The organism is Tardiphaga sp. 172_B4_N1_3 (genome assembly GCF_052076035.1).
Classification (GTDB): Bacteria; Pseudomonadota; Alphaproteobacteria; order Rhizobiales; family Xanthobacteraceae; genus Tardiphaga; species Tardiphaga robiniae.
In genome coordinates this window covers 3011856-3032569 of the sequence record NZ_CP197238.1, presented here as the reverse complement: position 1 = coordinate 3032569, position 20714 = coordinate 3011856, and the positions used below count along the sequence as shown (strand labels likewise).

Here is a 20714-nt window from a genome sequence, read left to right as displayed (position 1 = left end):
CCTCGTCCTCTGTCGTCGGGCTTCACTGTGGCGCGTTATTATCCCGAAAGGCTCCCATGCTCTCCGAATCGACACGACAAAGCACATTGGCTTTGGCGGCTGCCTGTCTCACCTCCCTGATGTTCGGTCTGGAGATTTCCAGCATTCCCGCGGTCCTGCCAACACTGGAGCGGGTGCTTCATGCCGATTTCAAACAGCTCCAATGGGTCATGAATGCATATACGATCGCGGTGACGACGGTGCTGATGGCAACCGGCACGCTCGCGGATCGCTATGGGCGCAAGTGCGTCTATCTGATTGCGATCGTCGCGTTTGCCGCTGCATCGCTGCTTTGCGGCCTGACCGAAAATATATTGGTGCTGATCGTTGCCAGATTTCTCCAGGGCATGAGCGGCGGGGCGATGCTGATCTGCCAGGTCGCGGTGCTATCCCATCAATTTCCGGAAGGGCGGCAACGCGCCGTTGCATTCGGCTGGTGGGGGATCATCTTTGGCATCGGTCTGGGCTTCGGCCCGATCATCGGTGGTGCGATCGTGGCTTTGTCGAGCTGGGAATGGGCCTTCCTCATCCATGTCCCGCTTGCCGTGATCGCCCTGATCCTCGCCGGGAGCGGAGTTCGCGAGTCGCGCGATCCGGAGGCCAGCAGCCTTGATCTTGCAGGGATCATCACGCTCTCGCTTGCAGTCTTCTGCCTCGCATTCTTCATTACGCAAGGCCCGGATATCGGCTTCGACAGCAGGACGGCGTTTGCGGTCGTCGGCGTGTTCGCTGCAAGCCTGATCGGCTTTGTCTTCGCCGAGCGTTTCAGCCCGAGGCCGATGTTCGACTTCACCGTCTTTCGGATCCGTAATTTTTCCGGCGCGCTGGTCGGCTCGATGGCCATGAACTTCAGCTTCTGGCCGTTCATGATCTATCTGCCGATCTATTTCCAGGCAGGGTTAGGTTATAGCAGCGTCGGCGCCGGACTGTCGCTTCTGGCCTATACGTTGCCGACGCTGGTCGTGCCGCCGGTGGCCGAACGGCTCGTGCTACGTTTCCATCCGGGTCTGGTCATCCCGCTCGGCCTGTTCACGATCGGAGCGGGGTTCTTCGCCATGAAGATCGGCAGCTCGGTCGCGCATGCGAGCTGGCTGACGATGCTGCCGGGATGCGTCCTTGCCGGCATCGGATTGGGGCTGACCAATACGCCCGTGACCAACACGACGACCGGATCAGTGCCGCAGGAACGCGCGGGCATGGCGTCAGGCATCGATATGAGCGCCCGCATGATTGCGCTTGCCATCAACATCGCGCTCATGGGCCTCATTCTCGTCGAGGGAGTTCGTGCGTCTTTGAAGGCCGCGCTACCAAGCGGTACCAGTGTCGAGCTCTTACGCTCGCTGGCAGAGAGCGTCGCCGCCGGCACGGCGCTCGCGTCCGAATACAATCCCGGCGGAGCCGTCATTCAAGACGCCCTGACCCAAGGGTTCGGCTGGGTCATGCTCTATGGCGGAATGAGCGTGTGGATTCTCGCGGGCATCAGCTTTGTTGTCTTCGGCCATGGACTGCCGAGACGCGCGCCACATGGTCAAAGCTGTGTCGAAGGCGACGGTCGGGCGTAGTCCGGACCGCTTCGCTTCTGCCGGGACCGCGATGGATAGCTGAGCTGATCGTCCTATCGGGCGGCTGGCTGCAGCACCATCGGTGCCAGCGGCTCCTGCGTGACATCAGCTTCCGCGCCCAGCCGCAATACGCTCGCCGCTGCCGGCACGACGGCATCGGCCATTGCTGCATGACCTTCGCCGGTGGGATGGATCGCGCCGCCATAAACGGCCGAGAGAATGCCCCAGGTCGCATCGTGGATATCGGCCGGCTGGATCGCCGCCGAATAGCCCTGCGGATAGGTCATCGCCGCGAAGTAGCTGTCATTGGCGTCGCGGATCCAGCGGCCACGCGGCAAATAGGGGCGGAATTCGCTGGCGCCGCGACCGCACACCATCGGCTGCGCCGCCGCTTCGACGAGACTGCTCTCGAAGCTGTCGCCCTTGGGCGAGAAGCAGGCGCGATCGAATTCGGGATCGGATGCGGAGCGTGCGCAGAAGCCGTGATTGGCGAAACTCGCCTGATGTTGATCGACGAAGGTCATGCGGTCGGCTTCGGGATTGCGGCACAGTACGCCGCCCTGGCACAGCGCGATGGACTTCAGTTGCGGCAGGAATTCGGACTCGACGAAATTCGCGACATTGGCCAGCCGCTGCGGATCGGCTGAGAATGACGGATGCACGTCGAAGCCGGCCGGGCCGCCGGGGCAGGGTGCGCCATTGGCGAAAGTCGGGTTGGCGTAAGCGGCAAACACCACGCGCGACATGTCTCCGCCGAGCAGCGGCTTCAGGGCTTCCCGCACCTTGCCGAAGCTGGAGGGCAGTTCGCGGACCAGCGCGCTGCGGGAGTCCTCGACCGAGCCAAGAATGCCGCCGCGCTTGAACAGCGCACGTTCGGTGGCGTTCTCGACGATGACGTCGGCAACGAGCCCGGAGAAGTTGATGTCGTTGGCGCCGATCGACAGCAGCACGAGATCGAGCCGGCGTGCCGGCTGACGGCGCTTGGCGGCAGTGATGGCTTCGCGCAGTTCGGCGATCTGCGCGTTGACGCTGCCCGCACAGGTGCTCGCATTCTTCGTGGTGAGGCACTCACGCGCGCGCTGTCCACCCAGCAATCCGTCGGCGATGGTCGCGCCCGAACAGGCCAGCGGCAGATAGGTGACGGCGACGTGCGGATACTGCACGGCAAGCGCCAGCGCGGCGCGGGTCTGGTAGCTATAGAGCGAACGGTGGCACGCGGCGTTGAACCACTGCGCGCCCGCGCGCTGCCAGGCCTGCAGCGACTCATAGGAGTCGCAGGAACGGCCACCTTTGAAGCCGGCACGGCTCGGCCGATAGAACTGCCCGCTGGGGCCGCCGAGATAAGAGCGGAAGCAGAAACCGTCATCGGACAGCGCAACCGGACGATCCGGATTGCCTTCACCCGACGCAATGGAATCGCCGAGGCCCGCAATCAGGATGTCGCGCACGGCGATGTCGGCGCTGACCCGCACAGGAGCCTCGGCGCCGCTGGTAACCTCCACAGTCGCGACCGTGCGGCGACCATAGATGGCGCGGAAATTGATCGACTCGGCGCAGTCGAGGGTGGATTGACGCGGGCCTTCGCCGTCCTCGAAGGTCCAGGCGCAGATCGCACCGACCGGCACTTCGCCGGTAAGGCGGACGGTGATCGGATGTTCGGTCGGCGTCAGGTAGCTTTCCTTGACGGTGTCGCGGGTGCAGGGCTCGCTGACCTTTCCGGCCAGATCGATGCACAGCCGGTTGACGGTGTTGCGCGCCCAACCGCGGCCATCGCTCTGCACGCCCAAAGCCTGTTCGGCGGCCAGCACGCTGCGGTTGCGCATGGCGTCGACATGGAGCTGGAAGTCACGTTCTTCGCGGAACAGCCGGAAGCGGTTGCGCACTTCCCAGGAAATCTGGATCGAACTGTTGGCCACGCCCTGCGCGGCGGCCAGTTCAACCGGCAGCGCGCCCAGCATGCCGAGCAGCACGGCGAGGTTGATCAATGAACGTCTGAAATAGATGGGGGCCATGGCGGTGTTGAACGTCACGTATGGGGCGGAAGTAAGAAATCGATTGGCCGGACGCGTGATGTGGCACGCCCGGGACTGATTCAACCCTGTGACTGACGCTTCAATGGCTGCTCATGCACCACGACCGGGGCGGGCTCGATCTCGCGACGTTCATTGCGGTCATCCAGGCGGCGCCTGTGCCATGGCTGGATGACACTGAGCCAGATTTCGCGGGTGCCCATGATGCAGATCGAGATGGCGAACGGGATCATGAAATACAGGATCCGGAACATGACCACGGTGGCGACCAGCTCCTCCTGGCGGAACTGCGGCAGCGCCACCAGCAAAGCGGCGTCGAATACGCCAAGGCTGCCCGGGGCATGGCTGGCGAAGCCCAGCAGGGTGGCGAGGATGAACACCACAGCCAGCGAGACGAAATCGATATAGGGCTGATCGGGCATCAGCAGATACATGGCCAGCGCGCAGAAGCCGAGATCGACAACGCCGATGGCGATCTGCAGCAGCGTCAACTGGGCGGAAGGCAGGACGACCTTCCAGCCGTTCTGACCGAGCTCGCGGCGTTGCTTGCCGACCGACAGCCAGACCAGATAGCCGATGATGCCGGCCAGACAGCCGAACCCGATCAGCCGATTGATGGCATTGGGCAGGAGATCGATGGCCGAAGCGGCCTGCGGATGCCAGACCATGCCGATGCCTAGCACGAACAGATTGCCGAGCCAGAAGGTCAGTCCGGAGATGAAGCAGATCTTGGCGACGTCAATGGCATTCAATCCGTAGTCCGAATAGATGCGGAAGCGGATGGCGCCGCCAGTGAACACGGTGGCCCCGATATTGTGGCCGATGGTGTAGCTGGTGAAGCCCGAGAGTGCCGCGATCCGATACGGCACATGCTTCTTGCCGATCGTTCTGAGCGCGAAGTAATCGTAGAAGGTGAGAGTGCAGAAGGCGCCGATCACGCACAGCGTCGCCATGGCGATTTGCATCGTCGATTTTGCGGCCATCGCCGCCAGGATCTTGGCGGTATCGAGGCCCTTCAGCGTATGCACCAGATGGGAGATGGCGAGGGCGATGACGATCAGGCTTGCGACAACACCCAGCCGTTTCCAGCCGACGTGTTGCTTGAAGCCGCGCCCGAGCGCGGTCAGCAATCGTTGCATTCGTCCTCCCGGCGGAGCGCGAACAGGTGGAAAGCCGATCGGGGTAACAGGCGGCAAGCGGCGACCAATTCACTCATACGCGAAGTTCACTCATCAAGCCCAAACCCTTACGGCAAAAACGTTTCGTTGTGCAGTCCTTGACAGCGCCAGCGTTAATACCGCGCCGCAAGGTCGCCACATACCCGCGCCGGCTGCAAAGCCCTGACCCTGCACGACAATCGCACAGACAATTCCGAGCCATTCGTCCCGCATTTCATATAGGCGGGCAAGTCGAATGTTCCATGCGGCAAATCAAGACGGTCCCGGAACACGTCCCAATATCGATGGTTACCGGCCTATCGCAACCGAGCGGGACAATGCGCCGCAGCGGCCACCCCGTTCCAGAACACCGGGATTGAAACGATGGGACTGTTCACCAAGGACATCAAGACGATGGATGACCTGTTTGTGCACCAGCTGCAGGACATTTATTACGCGGAGAAGCAGCTTCTGAAGGCGCTGCCGAAAATGGCTGACAAGGCTGCAGAACCACTGTTGAAGCAGGCTTTCAAGACGCATTTGCAAGAAACCGAAGTGCATGTGCAGCGGCTTGAGCAGGTCTTCGCCATGCACGGCGCCGAGGTGAAGGCGGTTACCTGCCCGGCAATCGACGGTATCATCAAGGAAGCCGACGAGACCGCCGGGGAAGTCGAGGACAAGAAGGTACTCGACGCCGCGCTGATCAATGCGGCTCAGGCCGCCGAGCACTACGAGATCGCGCGTTACGGCAGCCTGATCGCGTGGGCGCGCCAGCTTGGCCGCAACGATTGCGCGGCCGTGCTGCAGAAGACGCTCGATGAGGAAAAGACCACCGACAAGAAGCTGACGTCATTGGCCGAAGGCAAGGTCAATATGCGCGCCGCAAGCTGATCGCGGTACCAGCGATCACACGGCACAGAACAATCGCGCGGGCGAAAGCCTGCGCGATTTTTTTTGGGCTTCGCCTATGCCTTTCGCAGCGCAAAATGGGCGCCGCAGAACGCCATGACGCCGCCGAGGCCGAGGGCGGCAAGACTGGCCAGAACACCCGATGCCGTCGGTATAGCGTTGGGCGCCGAGGCCGCCTGACCGGCGCCGGCCAGAAATAGCACGCCGATGGTGATCAAAAATTGCCGCATGCGCTGCGGGATGCGACCGGATGCTGCGCTGTGCAGCAGGTTAGCGGTCACATAGCCGCCGACAAAGGCCATCGCCGCTATCAGCCACCAGGCGAAGGCCGATCCGATCGGCATGAAATTGTCGGGATCGTTGCGCCAGAGGCCACCGAGGTCGAGGCCGAATCGCTGGCCGAGCATGTGTACGGCCAGCGCCAGCAGCAATCCTGAAATCATCGCGCCGGCCAGAATCAGGCGGCGCGGAAAAGTGGTCGTCTCGGCCATGGCAAGCTTGTAAGGGACATGCAGGCGATCGCGCAAGCAAGCGAGATCGAACAGTGCAGGGGACTTCTGTTTGCTCAAGACCCTCTTCAGGCGCAGGGACGCATCGTCTGCCGCAGAAGCGGCAGGGTCGGGGCACACCTATGCTTACAAGGCCTCCCTGATTGGCGCCGCGCATCGTTATGAATTGACCGATGAAGGTTTGTTATGGCGCACAGGTCGTCGCTCTGGTGTCTGGGCCTATGCGGATGTCGCGGCGATCCGGTTGTCCTATCGGCCGATGGGGATGCAGCACCGCCGCTTTCGCGCCGATATCGATCATGCCGACGGTCGTCACATCACGATCTTCTCGACGTCGAAACAAACCGTCGCGCTGATGGAGCCGCAGTCGGGCTACAGCGCGTTTATCCTGGAGCTACATCGACGCCTCGCTGCGGCAGGTAGTCTAGCCAGGCTGAGCTCCGGCCTGCGACCAGGCATCTACACAATGATTGTCGCGGCACTGGCTTTTGTCGGTCTCGCAATGACAGCGCTGCTCCTGCGTGCGCTGCTCACCGGCGAGTTTGCCGGCGTGGTCTTCATCATTGGCTTCTCAGTATTCTTCGGCTGGCAGATCAGCGGCTTCATCCGCCGCAACAAACCGCGCAACTACACATTCAGCAGTGTACCCGCCGAGCTGTTGTCGTAGAAATGGTTCCTCTGCAAGAAGCGCGCATCGCGCGCGCTTTTCCGCGGGAGTATGCATCGAAATTCTTGTTGCATTTAATCTGGCTGTAGCGCATTTATGATTATACTTTAGGTTGTATTTTCTTGTTGATCGTTGTTTTGAACTGGCCGGGGGGGCAAAATGATAGTTCAAAAAATGGGACTTTTCGTGTGCTTTATATCAATCGGAGCCATGCTGGGGTGCACAGATTTCCGCGGAAGAATTGCTCCTCATTTCTCTATGGAGCAAGTCGTCGACAATGTGGAATGCGAGTTGCAGGAAGCCTTATCTAAGTACAAGGCAGATTATCCTTGGCTCCATCATTGGGCTGCAAGCTTCACCATTACGTTGAAGAGAGAAGATCGAGGCAGTTTCGGTCCGAAGGTTGATTATCTCAACCCTGATGTCTTCGGAATTGGTGCTTCCGGCGAATTTGTCATTGATGGAATCAAAACACTCACAACAAAGCGAACGCTGCTGTTAAGAGATCTGCCGCGGTACGTTTGCAAGAAGGAAGCGTTCGGCTCGATTATGACAGGCCGACTCGGACTAATTGAATCGCTTGGTGATTCGTTGCGGGAACGAGGATCGGACGATGTTATCGGGGTGGAGCCGGATGACCTCGGATATAGAATTGATTTTTCCATAAAGGCTGGAGGCGGCATTTCCCCATCGTGGATACTGACGCGCATTCCAGGTGCAGGCTTCAATATGGGGGCTTCAAGCGAGACGACCCATATACTCGATATTGCTTTTTCCGATGCAACTCCCAAGAGGCCTATGCTAGTCGAGGTGACAAATTTTCCTCGCGGTGGAGTAAGTGCACCCGCTTCGGACTATGTGCCGAAAGTACGTCAAGGACGTTCCGGTTCACCACCAGCAATCACTTACCGCGGCGGTGTTTCGCTCGACACCCGACAGAGACTAGACTCGACGTTGCAGCGTCTTCAATTGGAAACGCTATTGCCAAGACGGTGACATGTCGAGCAACTGAGTTTGCTTTTGACGGCACGACCAAAAGTGGTGAAAGAGAGGGTTGTCCTAAGGCCGTACCACCAGTACCGAACATTTCGCATAGCGCACCACATGGCCGGCATTGGAGCCGAGGAAGTAAGTGCGCATCGCCGGGCGGTGCGAGGTCATCACAATGAGATCGGCCTTGATCGCCGAGGCTTCTTCGAGAATCTCGTGATAGATGCCGCCCTGTCGCACCACGCTGGAGACGCGGCTACTGTCGATGCCGCAATCGCGTGCCACCGCCGCAAGAGCGGTCTGCGACGATTCCAGTTGCTGAGTATCGAAATCCGCCGGGACATATTCGGCCAGCATCACCGGCGTCATCGGCATTATGTTGAGCAGCCGGACGGTGGCACCGAAGGTTTGCGACAGCGTCGCGGCCTGGGCAATCGCGGGTTTGGCCACATCGGTTTCGGCCAGATCGATCGGGACCAGAATGGATTTGTACATGTGCACCTCCATCGTCGTCCGGAGAAGGATAGCACAAACCGGTTCCGATGGGCGCAGCTTATTCGCCCGCGGCGCCCTTCAGCAGTTTCGGACTGACGAATTGCACGAGTTTTCCATCGCGGAAGGCAACGTCGTTCCAGTCCTCGATGGGAAAGTCGATCACCACGATGCTGCCGGTTGGCAGATTGTCGGCGACGGCTTTCCTGCCTGCGGCATCGCCGCCGCCAATCAGGCTGAGCGCCATTTCATGCAGGCCGGGATTGTGGCCGACCAGCATCAGCTGCTCTGGATCTTCCACGGCTGCGCCGCGGATCACCGCCAGCAATTCGGAGAGGCCGGCGCCATAGAGTTCATCCAGGCTGGCGACTGTCGGTTTCGCCGCTGGCATTGCCGCGGCCACGAGGCTCCAGGTCTGCTGCGCGCGTACCGCCGTGGAGACGCAGACCAGATCGGGCAGGGGCGGATTTCTGCTGAGCCAGGCGCCCATGAGAGCCGCATCCAGCCGGCCGCGGTCATCCAGCCTGCGATCGAAATCCTTGCCGCTCGGCGCGTCCGTTTCAGTCTTGGCGTGACGCAGCAGCAGTAAACGGCGCATGGCGCGATCTCGATTCGGCAAGAGGTAGTAGCGAGGCGGGCGGCGCGGTCGCGCCAGACGTCAGGTCTGCGGATTAATGGACATGAACCGTGAGGACAAGGTGACAAGCGCCCCACCTGTCCGTAAGAAAACGTTATGACCGCCCCTTCCGCAAGCGTGACATTTGGACCTGAGGTCGCCGACGCCGACCGCGCGCGGCTGACCTTCAGCCTCGATGTCGATGTCTGCGTGGTCGGGGCCGGGCTCGCCGGGCTCAGCATTGCGCTGGAAGCGGCGCGTCTGGGTGCGAGCGTCGCGGTGCTCGAAGGGCGCCATGTCGGCTGGAACGCGTCCGGCAACCAGCTGGGAACCGTGATGCCGGGCTTTGGCCTGCCGCTCGCCGATCTGATTGCGCGTGTTGGCCTGGAGGACGCTCGTGAGTTGTGGGCGCTGTCGAAGCAGGGCGCAGAGTATGTCCGGACCCAGGCATCAGACGACCTGATCCCCGGTCTCGGCCTGTCCGAGGGGGCGCTGGAAGTCTCCAATGTCGATGTCGGCGATCGCCTGATCGCCCGCCTGCAGATGCTCGGCGAAGATTTCGATACTGAAGTGGACGGCTGGCAGATCGACCGCGTCCGCGATGTGCTGAAAACCAAACGCTACTTTCACGGCGTGCACTATCCGAAGGCGTTCCAGATCGATGGCCGCAAATATCTGCTGGGTCTCGCAGCGCTGGCAAAACAGGCTGGTGTGCGGATCTTCGAGGACACGCCGGTGGTCAGCATCGATGCCGGCGGCATCCGCAAACGCATCGTGACGCCGTCGGCGCGGATGCGGGCCACGCACATCGTGCTGGCCGGCAACATCCATCTCGGTGCGCCTGCGCAAAAGCTGTCGGACACGCTGTTGCCGGTGTGGCGCTATGCCGGCATCACCGAACCGCTCGGTGAGCGTCTCGCCGAGGCGGTGACATTTCAGGGCTCGGTGAGTGATAGCGACGGCGTCGACCATTTTCGTATTGTCGATGGTGATCGGCTGATGTGGTCGAGCCCGGAAACAACATGGGCCGGGCAGCCGGAGCGCTATGCCGGCGCCATCGCGCGTCGCATCCGCACCGTGTTTCCGGCGCTGGGCAAGGTTGCCATGGCCGAGACCTTCGGCGGCGCGCTCGGCCAGACCGTGCACGGCATGCCGCAGATCGGGCAACTCCGTCAGGGATTGTGGGTCGCCAGCGGCTTCAGCCATCGGGGCCTGAACACGACGGCCATGGCCGGACAACTGATCGCCCGTGGCATGTATGCCTATGACGACCGCTTCAAGCTGTTCGCGCCGTTCGAACTGGTCTGGGCTGGTGGCACGACCGGGCGGGCCGTCGGCTACGCGGTCGGGCTATGGGAGCGGCAGGGCTCGGCGCTGGCCGGCACGCTGGCGCGGTATCGCGAACGGGCCCGGGCGCGGGAGCGGATCCGTGAGGCCCGGCTGGCCGAGGCCAATCTGCGCGCGGGAACGCGGGGCCCGCGGCCGGGCTAGGCCGATCCACCCGGTTGGGGCGCGCAACAAAACGTGAGTAATATTTCGGAACCGGCGTGTAACTTCCGGCTCGTCCGCCCGTATTTCAAGCGAACGAGATGATTGTCTCGATTGTCAGGGAGACCAACCATGATCGACCGCCGCTTTCTGTTGACGACCGCTGCTGGCCTGGGAGGATTGCTGTCGCTGAAATGGCTGACGGCTTCGCCGGCGCGGGCTGCCTCGGACGAGAAGTTCGAAGTCATGAAGACCGATGAGGAATGGCGCAAGCAACTGACGCCGCAGCAATACGAGATCCTGCGCAAGGAAGGCACCGAGCGGCCGTATTCGAGCCCGCTGAACAAGGAAAAGCGCAAGGGCACCTTCGCCTGCGCCGGCTGCGACAATCCGCTGTTCTCGTCGGAGACCAAGTTCGAGAGCGGCACCGGCTGGCCGAGCTTCTGGCAGCCACTGCAGAATGCCGTGGGCGAGCGCAAGGATTCGACGCTCGGCATGGTTCGCACCGAGATCCATTGCCGTCGCTGCGGTGGCCATCTCGGTCACGTCTTCGATGACGGCCCGAAGCCGACCGGCCTGCGCTACTGCATGGACGGCTTCGCGATGATCTTCAAACCGGCCGCGCCGTCGGCGACCTGAGCAGCTACGCAGAACCCGGCGAAATCAGGCGCCGATCCGGCAATTATTTCCCCGCTAGGCAATTGTGCCCCGGTCCATGGACCGGGGTTCTTTGTTTAGTGCGTTGAATTCGTTGAATTTATCCCCTTGGCACGGGGCTTGCGACATCTCCTCCGACAGCGGCTGTGAATTTGGCACCGTCCGGCGGGCCGCCCGGATCGAAGTTGGAGACGATGTAATGGGTATCTTCGGCGCTCTCACCACGTCCGTTGCGGGCCTGCGGGCGAACTCCTATGCGCTGGAAAACATTTCCGGCAACATCGCGAACTCGCAAACCACCGCCTTCAAGCGGATCGACACCAGCTTCCTCGACCTCATTCCCGATGCCGGCACATCCGCCCAGGTGGCCGGCAGCGTGACGGCGCAATCGCGCAGCACCAACACCATCGCGGGTTCGGTGCAGTCGTCTTCGGTGGCGACTTACATGGCCATCAACGGCGACGGTTTCTTTGCGGTACAGAAGCCGGGCAACGTCTCCGACAGCACGCCGGTGTTTGACGGCGTCAACAAATACACCCGTCGCGGCGACTTCTCGCTCGACAAGAACGGCTATCTCGTCAACGGCGCCGGCTACTATCTTCAGGGCGTCAAGATTGATCCCACGACCGGCAACCCGGCCGGCAGCTCGCCGGAAGTGCTGCGCTTCCAGAATGACTTCCTGCCGTCGCAGGCCACCACCAAGATTGACTACCGCGCCAACCTCGCCAGCTATCCGCTGACCACCAAGCATCAGACATCGGTGCCCGGTTCCGAATTGCTGCGATCGGCCGACTTCGTGTCAAACCCGCGCGTGTTGGGCACTGCGGCAACGCCCTTCGGGAATACTGCTGTTCCCGGAAACGCGCGCAATAATTTCGCGACGACGCCGGCGCCGATCTCGGCGAATACCAAACTTGCGCCCGTATCCGGCAGCGATACGCTGCCGGTCGGCTTCGCAAACGGCGATACGCTCGTGCTGAAGACCACCAGTGCCGGTGTCACCACGACCAAGACGCTTTCGTTCTACACGGGCGCCGTTGCTCCCGCGGCCGTGCCGGGCACGACCTTCATCCCTATCGATACGGCCGATGTCGGCGACGTGCTCACCGCCATCGATGCCGCGACCGGCAACACCTCGCCGCTATCGAGCGTGTCCGCCACCGGCGTGATCACGTTGAACTCCGGTACGGCAAACGATTTTACGCTGGCCGCAGGTTCGACGACCACGGCGGTTGCCGCATTCCAGGCCCTGGGCTTCACCGGCACTGTCACCGGCCTTCGTTCGGGCGGCGGCACGGCAGGCACCGGCATCGTGATCGGCAGTGACGCTCAGACCTTTCTCGATGAATCGATCAGCGGTGGCGCCAAAACCGTCTATGACGGCAACGGTGCACCGGTCAGCCTGCAATTCAGGTGGGCGAAGGTCGAGTCCGCCACGCAGGGCGGAACGGATACCTGGAACCTGTTCTACCAGACCGACCCCGCGGCCACGGGCGCGACCGCTGCCTGGCAGAATGTCGGCACCGACTTCAAGTTCGGACCGAACGGCCAGATGCAGCCGGTCGTCGGTCAGATCACGCTGACCGGCCTGACCGTCTCGGGCAAGGCACTCGGCAACGTGACCATGGCGTTCGGCACCGGTGGCCTGACCCAGTTCGCCGACACCAACGGCAACGTTCAGGTCAATCAGCTCGAACAGGACGGCTATGCTGCGGGTCAGCTGCAGAGCGTATCGGTCAGCAACGAAGGACGCGTGGTCGGCAGCTACTCCAACGGCCGCAACATCGATCTTGCTGAAGTCAGTATCGCCACCTTCAACGGCGCCAACTTCCTCAAGCGCATCGACGGCGGTGCGTTCGAGACCACCAACGAATCCGGCGAGGCGCTGTACGGCAAGGGTGGCAGCATTTCCGGCTCGTCGCTGGAGTCGTCGAACACCGACATCGCCGACGAATTCACCAAGCTCATCGTCACCCAGCAGGCCTATTCGGCAAATACCAAGGTGATCACGACCGCCAACACTATGGTTCAGGATCTGCTGAACGTGATGCGTTAATCGCAAGGCCGCATCCGCGGCCTTCTTCCCGCGTGAACCTTGAGAGCGACAGTTAGTTATGAGTCTGAACGACGCACTCTCCATCGCCATGTCCGGCCTGCGCGCCAATCAGGCCGCGATGTCGCTGGTTTCCTCGAATGTGGCCAATGCGGAAACGCCTGGCTACATTCGCAAGTCGACGGATCAGGTCGCAGTCAATTCCGGTAACGGCAGTAGCGTCCGCACCGTTGGCGTCAATCGCGAACTCGATCAGTATATCCAGGCGCAGCTCCGCACCGAAACGTCGGGCGCGGGCTATGCCTCGCTCCGTTCGAGCTTCCTGCAGCAGATGCAGAGTCTCTATGGCGATCCTGGTTCAGTCGGCTCGCTCGAATATTCCTTCAATGCCCTGACGACAGCAGTGCAGGCGCTGTCCACGAGCGCGGACAGTCAGTCGGCACGGATCGGCGTGCTCAACGCCGCGCAAACACTCGCGCAACAATTGAATTCGATGACGCAGGGCATTCAGAGCCTGCGCAGCGCGGCGGAAAGTGGCATCAAGGATTCGGTGACGACCGCCAACACTCTGATGAAGCAGATTGCCAAGATCAACAATCAGTTGACGGCCAATCCGCAAGGCGGAACATCGACGGATTCCAACACCGCCGCGCTGCTCGATCAGCGCGATCAATATGTCACGCAGCTATCGCAGCTGATGGATATCCGCGTCACCACCAATGGCGCCAATCAGGTCACCATCTTCACCGGTTCCGGTGTGCAGCTGGTGGGTAATGAAGCGGCGACACTTGCGTTTAATGCCCAAGGCACAGTATCGGCCGACACGACGTGGAGCGCGGATCCCAGCAAGAGCAACCTCGGCTCGGTGGTGATCGAATTTCCGAACGGCGGATCGATCGACCTGACTGCTGCCGGCGCTATCAAGTCGGGCACGATCGCCGCATATACTGAACTTCGCGACAAGACGCTTGTCGAGGCGCAGAATCAGCTCGATCAGTTCGCAGCATCGATCTCGAGCGCGCTCTCGGACAAGACGACGGCGGGAAGCGTGTTCCCGGCACTGACGGTGCCGCCGACGACGCTGCCGCCGGGAACGCCGACCGGCTTCACGCTCGACGTATCGCAAATGAAGCCGGGCAATGTCATTCACTTCACGTATACGGATACGGCGACCAACACGCAGCGCGAAATTTCGTTCATGCGGGTCGATGACCCCAGCGTGCTGCCGCTGCCGAACACGGCAACAACCAATCCGAATGATACCGTCATCGGCCTCGATTTTTCTTCGGGCTTCGGCTCGGTTCTGAATCAGTTGAACGCGGCGCTTGGCGGCCAGGCTACGTTCTCCGGCACGGCTGGCGCGCTCACCGTCGTCAACAATCCCGCGTTCGCCAACATCAACGCGGCGTCGGTGACGGTTACGCAAGGTCCCACTGATCTAAGCAACGGCAGCCCGGAGCTGGCGTTGTTCACTGACAACGGCGCCGCCTATAGCGGTGGCATCAGCAAGAACGGTTCGCAGATGACCGGTCTCGCCGGCCGGCTGACGATCAACAATGCGATCGTCGCCGACCCCTCCAAGCTGGTGGTTTATAGCGGGTCGACGGCAGCGGGCGACACGACGCGGTCGGCCCTCCTGCTCAACCAGTTGAACAATGCCAGTTTCACTTATTCGCCGGCGACGGGAACGGGCAGTGATACGGCACCGTTCAAGGGGACGCTGTCGAGCTATATGCGCCAGTTCGTCGGGCAACAGGGCGCTGCGGCGGATTCCGCCAAGCAACTCGCGGATGGCCAGAACGTCGTTCTCAACACACTCGACAAGAAGATGGCAGACGCGTCCGGCGTGAATATGGATGACGAGATGGCGCATTTGCTGTCGTTGCAGAACGCCTATTCGGCCAATGCGCGCGTGATGTCGACGGTCAACGAATTGTACAAAACCCTGATGCAGGCATTCTGAGGTAATCATGACGATCAGCGGTGTCGGCTCACGCACATCCTATATCGGATCCGGAATTACCAATCTGCGCGATCAGCTCGACGCGTTGACGCAGCAGCTGTCAAGCGGCAAGATCTCCAATACCTATGCAGGGCAGGGCAGCGGTCGCAGTCTCGCGATCGCGCTGCGCGCGCAGATCAGCAATGTTGCGGCCTATGCCGATACTGCCGTCAATCTGAACACGCGCATCGGCGTGGCAAATCTGTCGTTGCAGCGGCTGGTGGCGATCGGATCCGATGTGAAAGGCGCCGCGGTCAGCGCTGGCGGCAATTTCGACAATACCGGTCAGACGCCAGGGCAGAAGACGGCTTCGCTCGGCTTCTTCGATTCCGTCGATATGCTGAATGCGCGGTCGGGCGACCGCTACCTGTTCTCCGGCCGCGCCACCGATACGGCGCCGGTCGCGCCGGCCGACCAGATCATGAATGGCAATGGTGCGCTCGTCGCCGGCCTCAAGCAGGTGATCGCCGAGCGCAAGACGGCCGATCTCGGTGTCAACGCAAACGGACGCGTCGGCAGCGCGATCGGAACCCCGGTGACCTCGGTGGTGATCTCCGAGGAGGACGCGACGCCGGCCCCGCCGCTGGAAGCTCAGCCCTTCGGTATGAAGGTCACTGGCGTGTCTACCACGATCGCCGGTGCCACCGTCACCCAGCCGGTCGATCTGCCAGCGACCATCCCGCCTGCGCTGCCGGCGACGCCCGTGGCGAAATCGATGTCGGTCGATCTCGGGGCGACCAACCCGAATGTCGGCGATCAGGTGAAGTTCACTTTCACGATGCCTGACGGGACCACGGAAGACATCGTCCTGACGGCGTCGGACCAGACGCCGTTGCCGGCGGGCAGTTTTGCGATTGGCGCCGACAGCACCGCGACGGCGGCAAATCTCAACACCGCGCTGGGCAGCGCGATGAAGGATCTCGCCAACGGGCCGATGGTGGCGGCATCCGCGATCGAGGCCGGCGACAACTTCTTCGACCAGCCGCCGCTGCGCGTCGGCTCGACGCCGCTCGGCTCAGCGACCACGCTCGTTGCCGGCACGGCCGACAATACCGTGATCTGGTATCAGGGCGAGCAGAACACGGCCGCCAACGGCTCGGCCCGCGGATCGGCAGTCTCCCAGGTCGATACATCGATCAAGGTGCAATATGGCGCGCGCGCCGACGAGCAGGCCTTGCGCGCGCAACTGCAGACAGTCGCCGTGTTCGCGGCCGTGGCCGTCGATCCGGCACAACTCAGCAATGCGACCTATGCAAAGAGCGCCAATGCGCAGATCGCGGCGCTGAACCAGCGCGTGGCGCAGAACCTGGCGAATGTCCCCGGCCAGCAGACGATTCAGGACATCCAGGCCGACTTCGCCGGCGCGCAGGCATCGATCAAGTCGACCACGGATCGTCAGGTCCAGACCAAGGCGATGGCCCAGACGATGCTCGACTCCATCGAGGGCATCAATGACGACGAGGTCGCGACCAAAATTCTGGCGCTGCAGACCGCTTTGCAGGCCTCGTATCAGACAACGTCAAATCTTTATCAGATGAGCTTGGTTAAGTTTCTTTAACGGGTAGCTTCCTGTTTACAACTTCACCGGGTTTTGGCCACCTCGCCAAAGTCCGGGAAGCCAACCTCCCAGCTACACAAAAAGCACTGATAACAAATGACAAAGCCCGACTTTCACGAGTTGGGCTTTGTCATTTTCAGGACGGGTGCAGGTAATTAAATACACGCATAAGGAGCGTCGAATCCGCGCAGTTCCCTTTACGCAATTTTAGAACCTCGGCGTCATCTTCCCGATACCGACCAAGAAGGTCGTTCGTTGTGTCTACCAGGAAGGTAACCAAACATGTCCGGCATTACACTCTCGGCTTCCGTTCGTCAGAACCTGCTCTCGCTGCAGTCCACTGCGGACCTCCTCTCCACCACCCAGAACCGCCTCGCGACCGGCAACAAGGTCAACTCGGCGCTCGACAATCCCACCAACTTCTTCACCGCGCAGGGCCTGAACAACCGCGCTGGCGACATCAACAACCTGCTCGATGGTATCGGCAACGGCGTGCAGATCCTGCAGGCTGCCAATACCGGCATCACCTCGCTGCAGAAGCTCGTTGACTCCGCCAAGTCGATTGCCAACCAGGCGCTGCAGGCCACTTCGGGCTATTCGACCAAGTCGCAGTTCTCCTCGACGATCGCTGGCGCCACGGCTACCAACCTGCTCGGCACGCCGGACACTGAAGCAACGCTGACCGGTACGGCTGTCACGGGTCTCGTCGCTGGCGGTGCCTTGAACGCAGCAGCTGGCGGCAGCTTCGTTGCCGGCGATACACTCAGCGTCAATGGCAAGACGATCACCTTTGCAACGGGCGCTGGCGGCGGTACCGCTGCTTCGGTCACCGATGCAAACACCGGCAATGTCACCATCAACCTGCTTTCCGGCGCGGGTGCCGGCACTGCGACTACGGAAGCAACGCTGCAGGCGGCCGTCGAAGGTATCCTCGGCACGGGTTCGTCGTTCGCGATTGCCTCCAACCAGGTCACGCTCACCGCAGCGACCGGCGACATGTCGAGCATCGTGCTCGGCGGTTCTGCAGTGTCGAAGCTTGGTCTGACCGCTAGCACCACCGAAGCCACCAGCACGATGGCTGGCCAGACGCTGACCATCGGTGCGATCGACGGCAGCCCGGCACAGACGATCAGCTTCGGCAAGTCGGCTGGTCAGGTCAACACGCTCGACGACCTGAACAAGAAGCTAGCCACCAGCAACCTGCAGGCCTCGATCGACAAGGACGGTAAGCTGACCGTTCAGACCACCAACGACGAAGCATCTTTCGACCTGACGAAGGGTTCGATCTTCGGTGGCACGGCGACCGGCGCAGGCAAGCTGCTCGGCGTGCTGAACACCTCTGGTCCGGTGGCTGACGTCAACGCCCAGAACACCCGTGCAGGCCTGGTTGCCCAGTACAACACGGTGATCGACCAGATCAAGACAACTGCGGCTGACGCATCCTTCAACGGCGTCAACCTGCTCAACGGCGACACGCTGGCCCTGACCTTCAACGAAACGGGCAAGTCGAAGCTGAGCATCACGGGCGTCACCTTCGATCCGGCTGGCCTCGGCCTCGAGTCGCTGACCAAGGGCGACGACTTCCTTGACAATGCTGCCACCAACAAGCTGCTGACCGGTTTGAACAACGCCAGCTCGACGCTGCGTTCGCAGGCTTCGGCCTTCGGTTCGAACCTGTCGGTCGTGCAGATGCGTCAGGACTTCTCGAAGCAGATGATCAACGTGCTGCAGACCGGTGCGTCGAGCCTCACGCTCGCCGACACCAACGAGGAAGCCGCCAACAGCCAGGCGCTGTCGACCCGTCAGTCGATCGCCGTCTCCGCGCTGTCGCTGGCCAACCAGTCGCAGCAGGGCGTTCTCCAGCTGCTCCGCTAAACTCAGCGGACTAGTTGAAACAGAAGGCGGCGGGGCAGAAAGCCCCGCCGTTTTTCGTTGTCCGATCGTCGCAAAGGCCCGGAAAGCTCAAGCTTTCCGGGCCTTTGCCGTTTTGGGACAGTTTTACGAAAGCCTTAATCCGCTGTTAACCATATCTTAAATGGTCGTCGGTCATATTCGGCCTGAGTAGGAAGAAGGTAGGCCGAGAATCGGCCGCGTTAATCCGGGCATTGCCGCAAGGCGGACCGAGATTCCTCTTCCAGAAGGGCGTCAAATTCAACCGACAGCATCGCGGCGAGACGGGTCTCGTCAGATGCACCATGCGCTTGCGCGACCTGAAGGTCGACTGCGCGGGGAACAGGAAGGTTTCCATATGTCAGGCATCGTTCTATCGGCTTCGGTTCGCCAGAACCTGCTGTCGTTGCAGTCGACCGCGGACCTCTTGTCCACGACGCAGAACCGTCTTGCGACGGGCAAGAAGGTCAACACTGCCCTCGACAACCCCACGAATTTCTTCACGGCAGCAGGGCTCGACAGCCGCGCCGGTGACATCAACAGCCTGCTCGACGGCATCGGCAACGGCGTGCAGGTGCTGCAGGCGGCCAATACCGGCATCACCTCCTTGCAGAAGCTCGTCGATACCGCGAAGTCGATCGCCAACCAGGCGCTGCAGATTCCGGTCGGCTATAACGCCAAGTCGTCGTTCACGACGCCGATCAATCCGGGTGCGACCGCCGACAACCTGTTGGGCACATCCACGAAGACCGACAACACCTATGTCGGCACTGTCGCGAATAACAAGAATGCGGCTGCCATCACCGGCGCCACGCTGCTGTCGGGTGCTGCCGCCACCGACTCGATTGCTACCAGCTTCGCGGCGAACGACACGATCACCGTCAATGGTCAGAGCCTGACTTTCAGGGCGTCGGGCGCGTCGGGCGCCAACGAAATCAACATCACGGACACCGTCGCTACGCTGCTGGGCAAGATCGATGCGCTGTCGGGTGGTGCCGGCTCTGCAGTCAACGTGGCAGCGCCCATCGGGGCGATCACGCTGCACACGGGTGCGGCTTCCGATCTGTCGATCACGAGCTCGAACACCGCCGCGCTCGCCGGGCTCGGCCTGGGTACGTCGGTGACCCAGGCGCGGACCTCAGGTCCGACCGCCCTGGGCGGCCCGCCGGCGCTGACGCTGACGATCGCCGCAACCAACCCGTCGAGCACCGCGACGAACATCACCTTCGGTACCGCGAGCGGCCAGGTCTCTACCCTGGCGCAGCTCAACGCCGCGCTGGCGCCGAACAACCTGCAAGCCGTCATCGATCCCGCCGGCTTCATGACCATCCAGACGTCCAACGATGCGGCCTCGTCGACCATCGGCGCTATTGGCGGCACAGCCGCGGCCGTGGGCAAGCTGTTCAATGGCCTGGTGCCGAGCACTCCGGTTCAGGACTTCGCGTCGCAGACCTCGCGCGCCAATCTCGTTGCGCAGTACAACAACATCATCGATCAGATCACGACCACGTCGCAGGATGCCTCGTTCAACGGCATCAACCTGCTCGGTGGCGATCAGCTTAAGCTGGTGTTCAACGAGACCGGCAAGTCGACGCTCAATATCGCCGGCACGACCCTGACGCCGGCAGGTTTGGGTCTCAGCAAGCTCGCCAAGGGCGCGGACTTCCTCGACAATACCTCGGCGAACAACACGCTGGCAGCGCTCAACATCTCCAGCTCGGTTCTCCGCGCGCAGGCCTCGGCGCTCGGCTCCAACCTTTCGATCGTGCAGATCCGTCAGGAATTCGCCAAGAACCTGATCAACGTGCTGCAGACCGGTTCGTCCAACCTGACGCTGGCCGACACCAACGAGGAAGCTGCGAACAGCCAGGCACTGTCGACCCGGCAGTCGATCGCGGTGTCCGCGCTGGCGCTGGCCAACCAGTCGCAGCAGAGCGTACTCAAGCTGCTCCAGTAAGTCTGGCGGTCGCACCAAGATTATCGAACGGCGGGAGAAATCCCGCCGTTTTTCGTTGGTCGGGGTAGTCAGCGGCGCGCCGCCCGGCATCCTGGCTTTCCCCAGACTGAAGACGCCGGTCGCTGAACGCTGGTATTA

General features: G+C 61.7%; 16 protein-coding genes. 11 read left to right on the top strand and 5 right to left on the bottom strand.

Translation table 11 applies throughout. The features are described 5' to 3' along the window. The first annotated feature begins 56 nt into the window (after positions 1-56). Positions 57-1601, top strand: coding sequence for an MFS transporter (locus AB7783_RS14400; protein WP_441278003.1), 1545 nt, complete (start codon positions 57-59; stop codon positions 1599-1601). Positions 1602-1654: 53 nt separating this feature from the next. Here the strand turns inward: AB7783_RS14400 and AB7783_RS14395 are convergent, their stop codons facing one another. Next, positions 1655-3613, bottom strand: coding sequence for a hypothetical protein (locus AB7783_RS14395; RefSeq protein ID WP_441278002.1), 1959 nt, complete (start codon positions 3611-3613; stop codon positions 1655-1657). Positions 3614-3693: 80 nt separating this feature from the next. Then, the gene (locus AB7783_RS14390) at positions 3694-4770 is read right to left on the bottom strand and encodes a lysylphosphatidylglycerol synthase transmembrane domain-containing protein (protein WP_184518800.1); all 1077 of its coding nucleotides are present in this window, start codon (positions 4768-4770) and stop codon (positions 3694-3696) included. 402 nt (positions 4771-5172) lie between these two features. Between AB7783_RS14390 and AB7783_RS14385 the strand changes: the two genes are divergently transcribed. Then, positions 5173-5679: a YciE/YciF ferroxidase family protein gene (locus AB7783_RS14385; RefSeq protein WP_068735594.1), complete on the top strand. Its 507-nt coding sequence runs from the start codon at positions 5173-5175 to the stop codon at positions 5677-5679. 74 nt (positions 5680-5753) lie between these two features. On the opposite strand, the gene AB7783_RS14380 is transcribed toward AB7783_RS14385, so the two are convergent. Further along, the gene (locus AB7783_RS14380) at positions 5754-6188 is read right to left on the bottom strand and encodes a hypothetical protein (RefSeq protein WP_089265199.1); all 435 of its coding nucleotides are present in this window, start codon (positions 6186-6188) and stop codon (positions 5754-5756) included. A gap of 70 nt (positions 6189-6258) precedes the next feature. Between AB7783_RS14380 and AB7783_RS14375 the strand changes: the two genes are divergently transcribed. Both AB7783_RS14375 and AB7783_RS14370 read left to right on the top strand, forming a co-directional pair. Next, positions 6259-6873, top strand: coding sequence for a hypothetical protein (locus AB7783_RS14375; protein ID WP_441278001.1), 615 nt, complete (start codon positions 6259-6261; stop codon positions 6871-6873). Between the two features lie 159 nt (positions 6874-7032). Next, positions 7033-7869 (top strand): hypothetical protein, encoded by an 837-nt coding sequence (locus AB7783_RS14370; protein WP_441278000.1) that lies wholly within the window; start codon positions 7033-7035, stop codon positions 7867-7869. Between the two features lie 63 nt (positions 7870-7932). Here the strand turns inward: AB7783_RS14370 and AB7783_RS14365 are convergent, their stop codons facing one another. Further along, complete coding sequence (locus tag AB7783_RS14365; RefSeq protein ID WP_441277999.1) at positions 7933-8358, bottom strand: universal stress protein; 426 nt, start codon at positions 8356-8358, stop codon at positions 7933-7935. A gap of 58 nt (positions 8359-8416) precedes the next feature. Next, positions 8417-8953 (bottom strand): SixA phosphatase family protein, encoded by a 537-nt coding sequence (locus tag AB7783_RS14360; RefSeq protein ID WP_184518791.1) that lies wholly within the window; start codon positions 8951-8953, stop codon positions 8417-8419. 135 nt (positions 8954-9088) lie between these two features. Between AB7783_RS14360 and AB7783_RS14355 the strand changes: the two genes are divergently transcribed. The 7 genes from AB7783_RS14355 to AB7783_RS14325 all read left to right on the top strand — a co-directional run bounded on the left by AB7783_RS14355 (position 9089) and on the right by AB7783_RS14325 (position 20576). Beyond that, the gene (locus AB7783_RS14355) at positions 9089-10462 is read left to right on the top strand and encodes an NAD(P)/FAD-dependent oxidoreductase (RefSeq protein WP_441277998.1); all 1374 of its coding nucleotides are present in this window, start codon (positions 9089-9091) and stop codon (positions 10460-10462) included. Positions 10463-10591: 129 nt separating this feature from the next. Further along, positions 10592-11098 (top strand): peptide-methionine (R)-S-oxide reductase MsrB, encoded by a 507-nt coding sequence (gene msrB / locus AB7783_RS14350; RefSeq protein WP_120291386.1) that lies wholly within the window; start codon positions 10592-10594, stop codon positions 11096-11098. 217 nt (positions 11099-11315) lie between these two features. After that, positions 11316-13172, top strand: a complete 1857-nt coding sequence (locus tag AB7783_RS14345) for a flagellar hook-basal body complex protein (RefSeq protein WP_309948188.1) — start codon at positions 11316-11318, stop codon at positions 13170-13172. A gap of 58 nt (positions 13173-13230) precedes the next feature. Beyond that, positions 13231-15132, top strand: a complete 1902-nt coding sequence (gene flgK, locus AB7783_RS14340) for a flagellar hook-associated protein FlgK (protein WP_441277997.1) — start codon at positions 13231-13233, stop codon at positions 15130-15132. A gap of 7 nt (positions 15133-15139) precedes the next feature. Continuing rightward, on the top strand, positions 15140-16729 hold the full coding sequence (locus AB7783_RS14335) for a flagellar biosynthesis protein FlgL (protein ID WP_441277996.1): 1590 nt from the start codon (positions 15140-15142) through the stop codon (positions 16727-16729). A 282-nt stretch (positions 16730-17011) separates the two neighbouring features. After that, positions 17012-18604 (top strand): flagellin N-terminal helical domain-containing protein, encoded by a 1593-nt coding sequence (locus tag AB7783_RS14330; RefSeq protein WP_441277995.1) that lies wholly within the window; start codon positions 17012-17014, stop codon positions 18602-18604. 373 nt (positions 18605-18977) lie between these two features. Continuing rightward, positions 18978-20576: a flagellin N-terminal helical domain-containing protein gene (locus tag AB7783_RS14325; protein ID WP_441277994.1), complete on the top strand. Its 1599-nt coding sequence runs from the start codon at positions 18978-18980 to the stop codon at positions 20574-20576. Positions 20577-20714 lie beyond the last annotated feature (138 nt).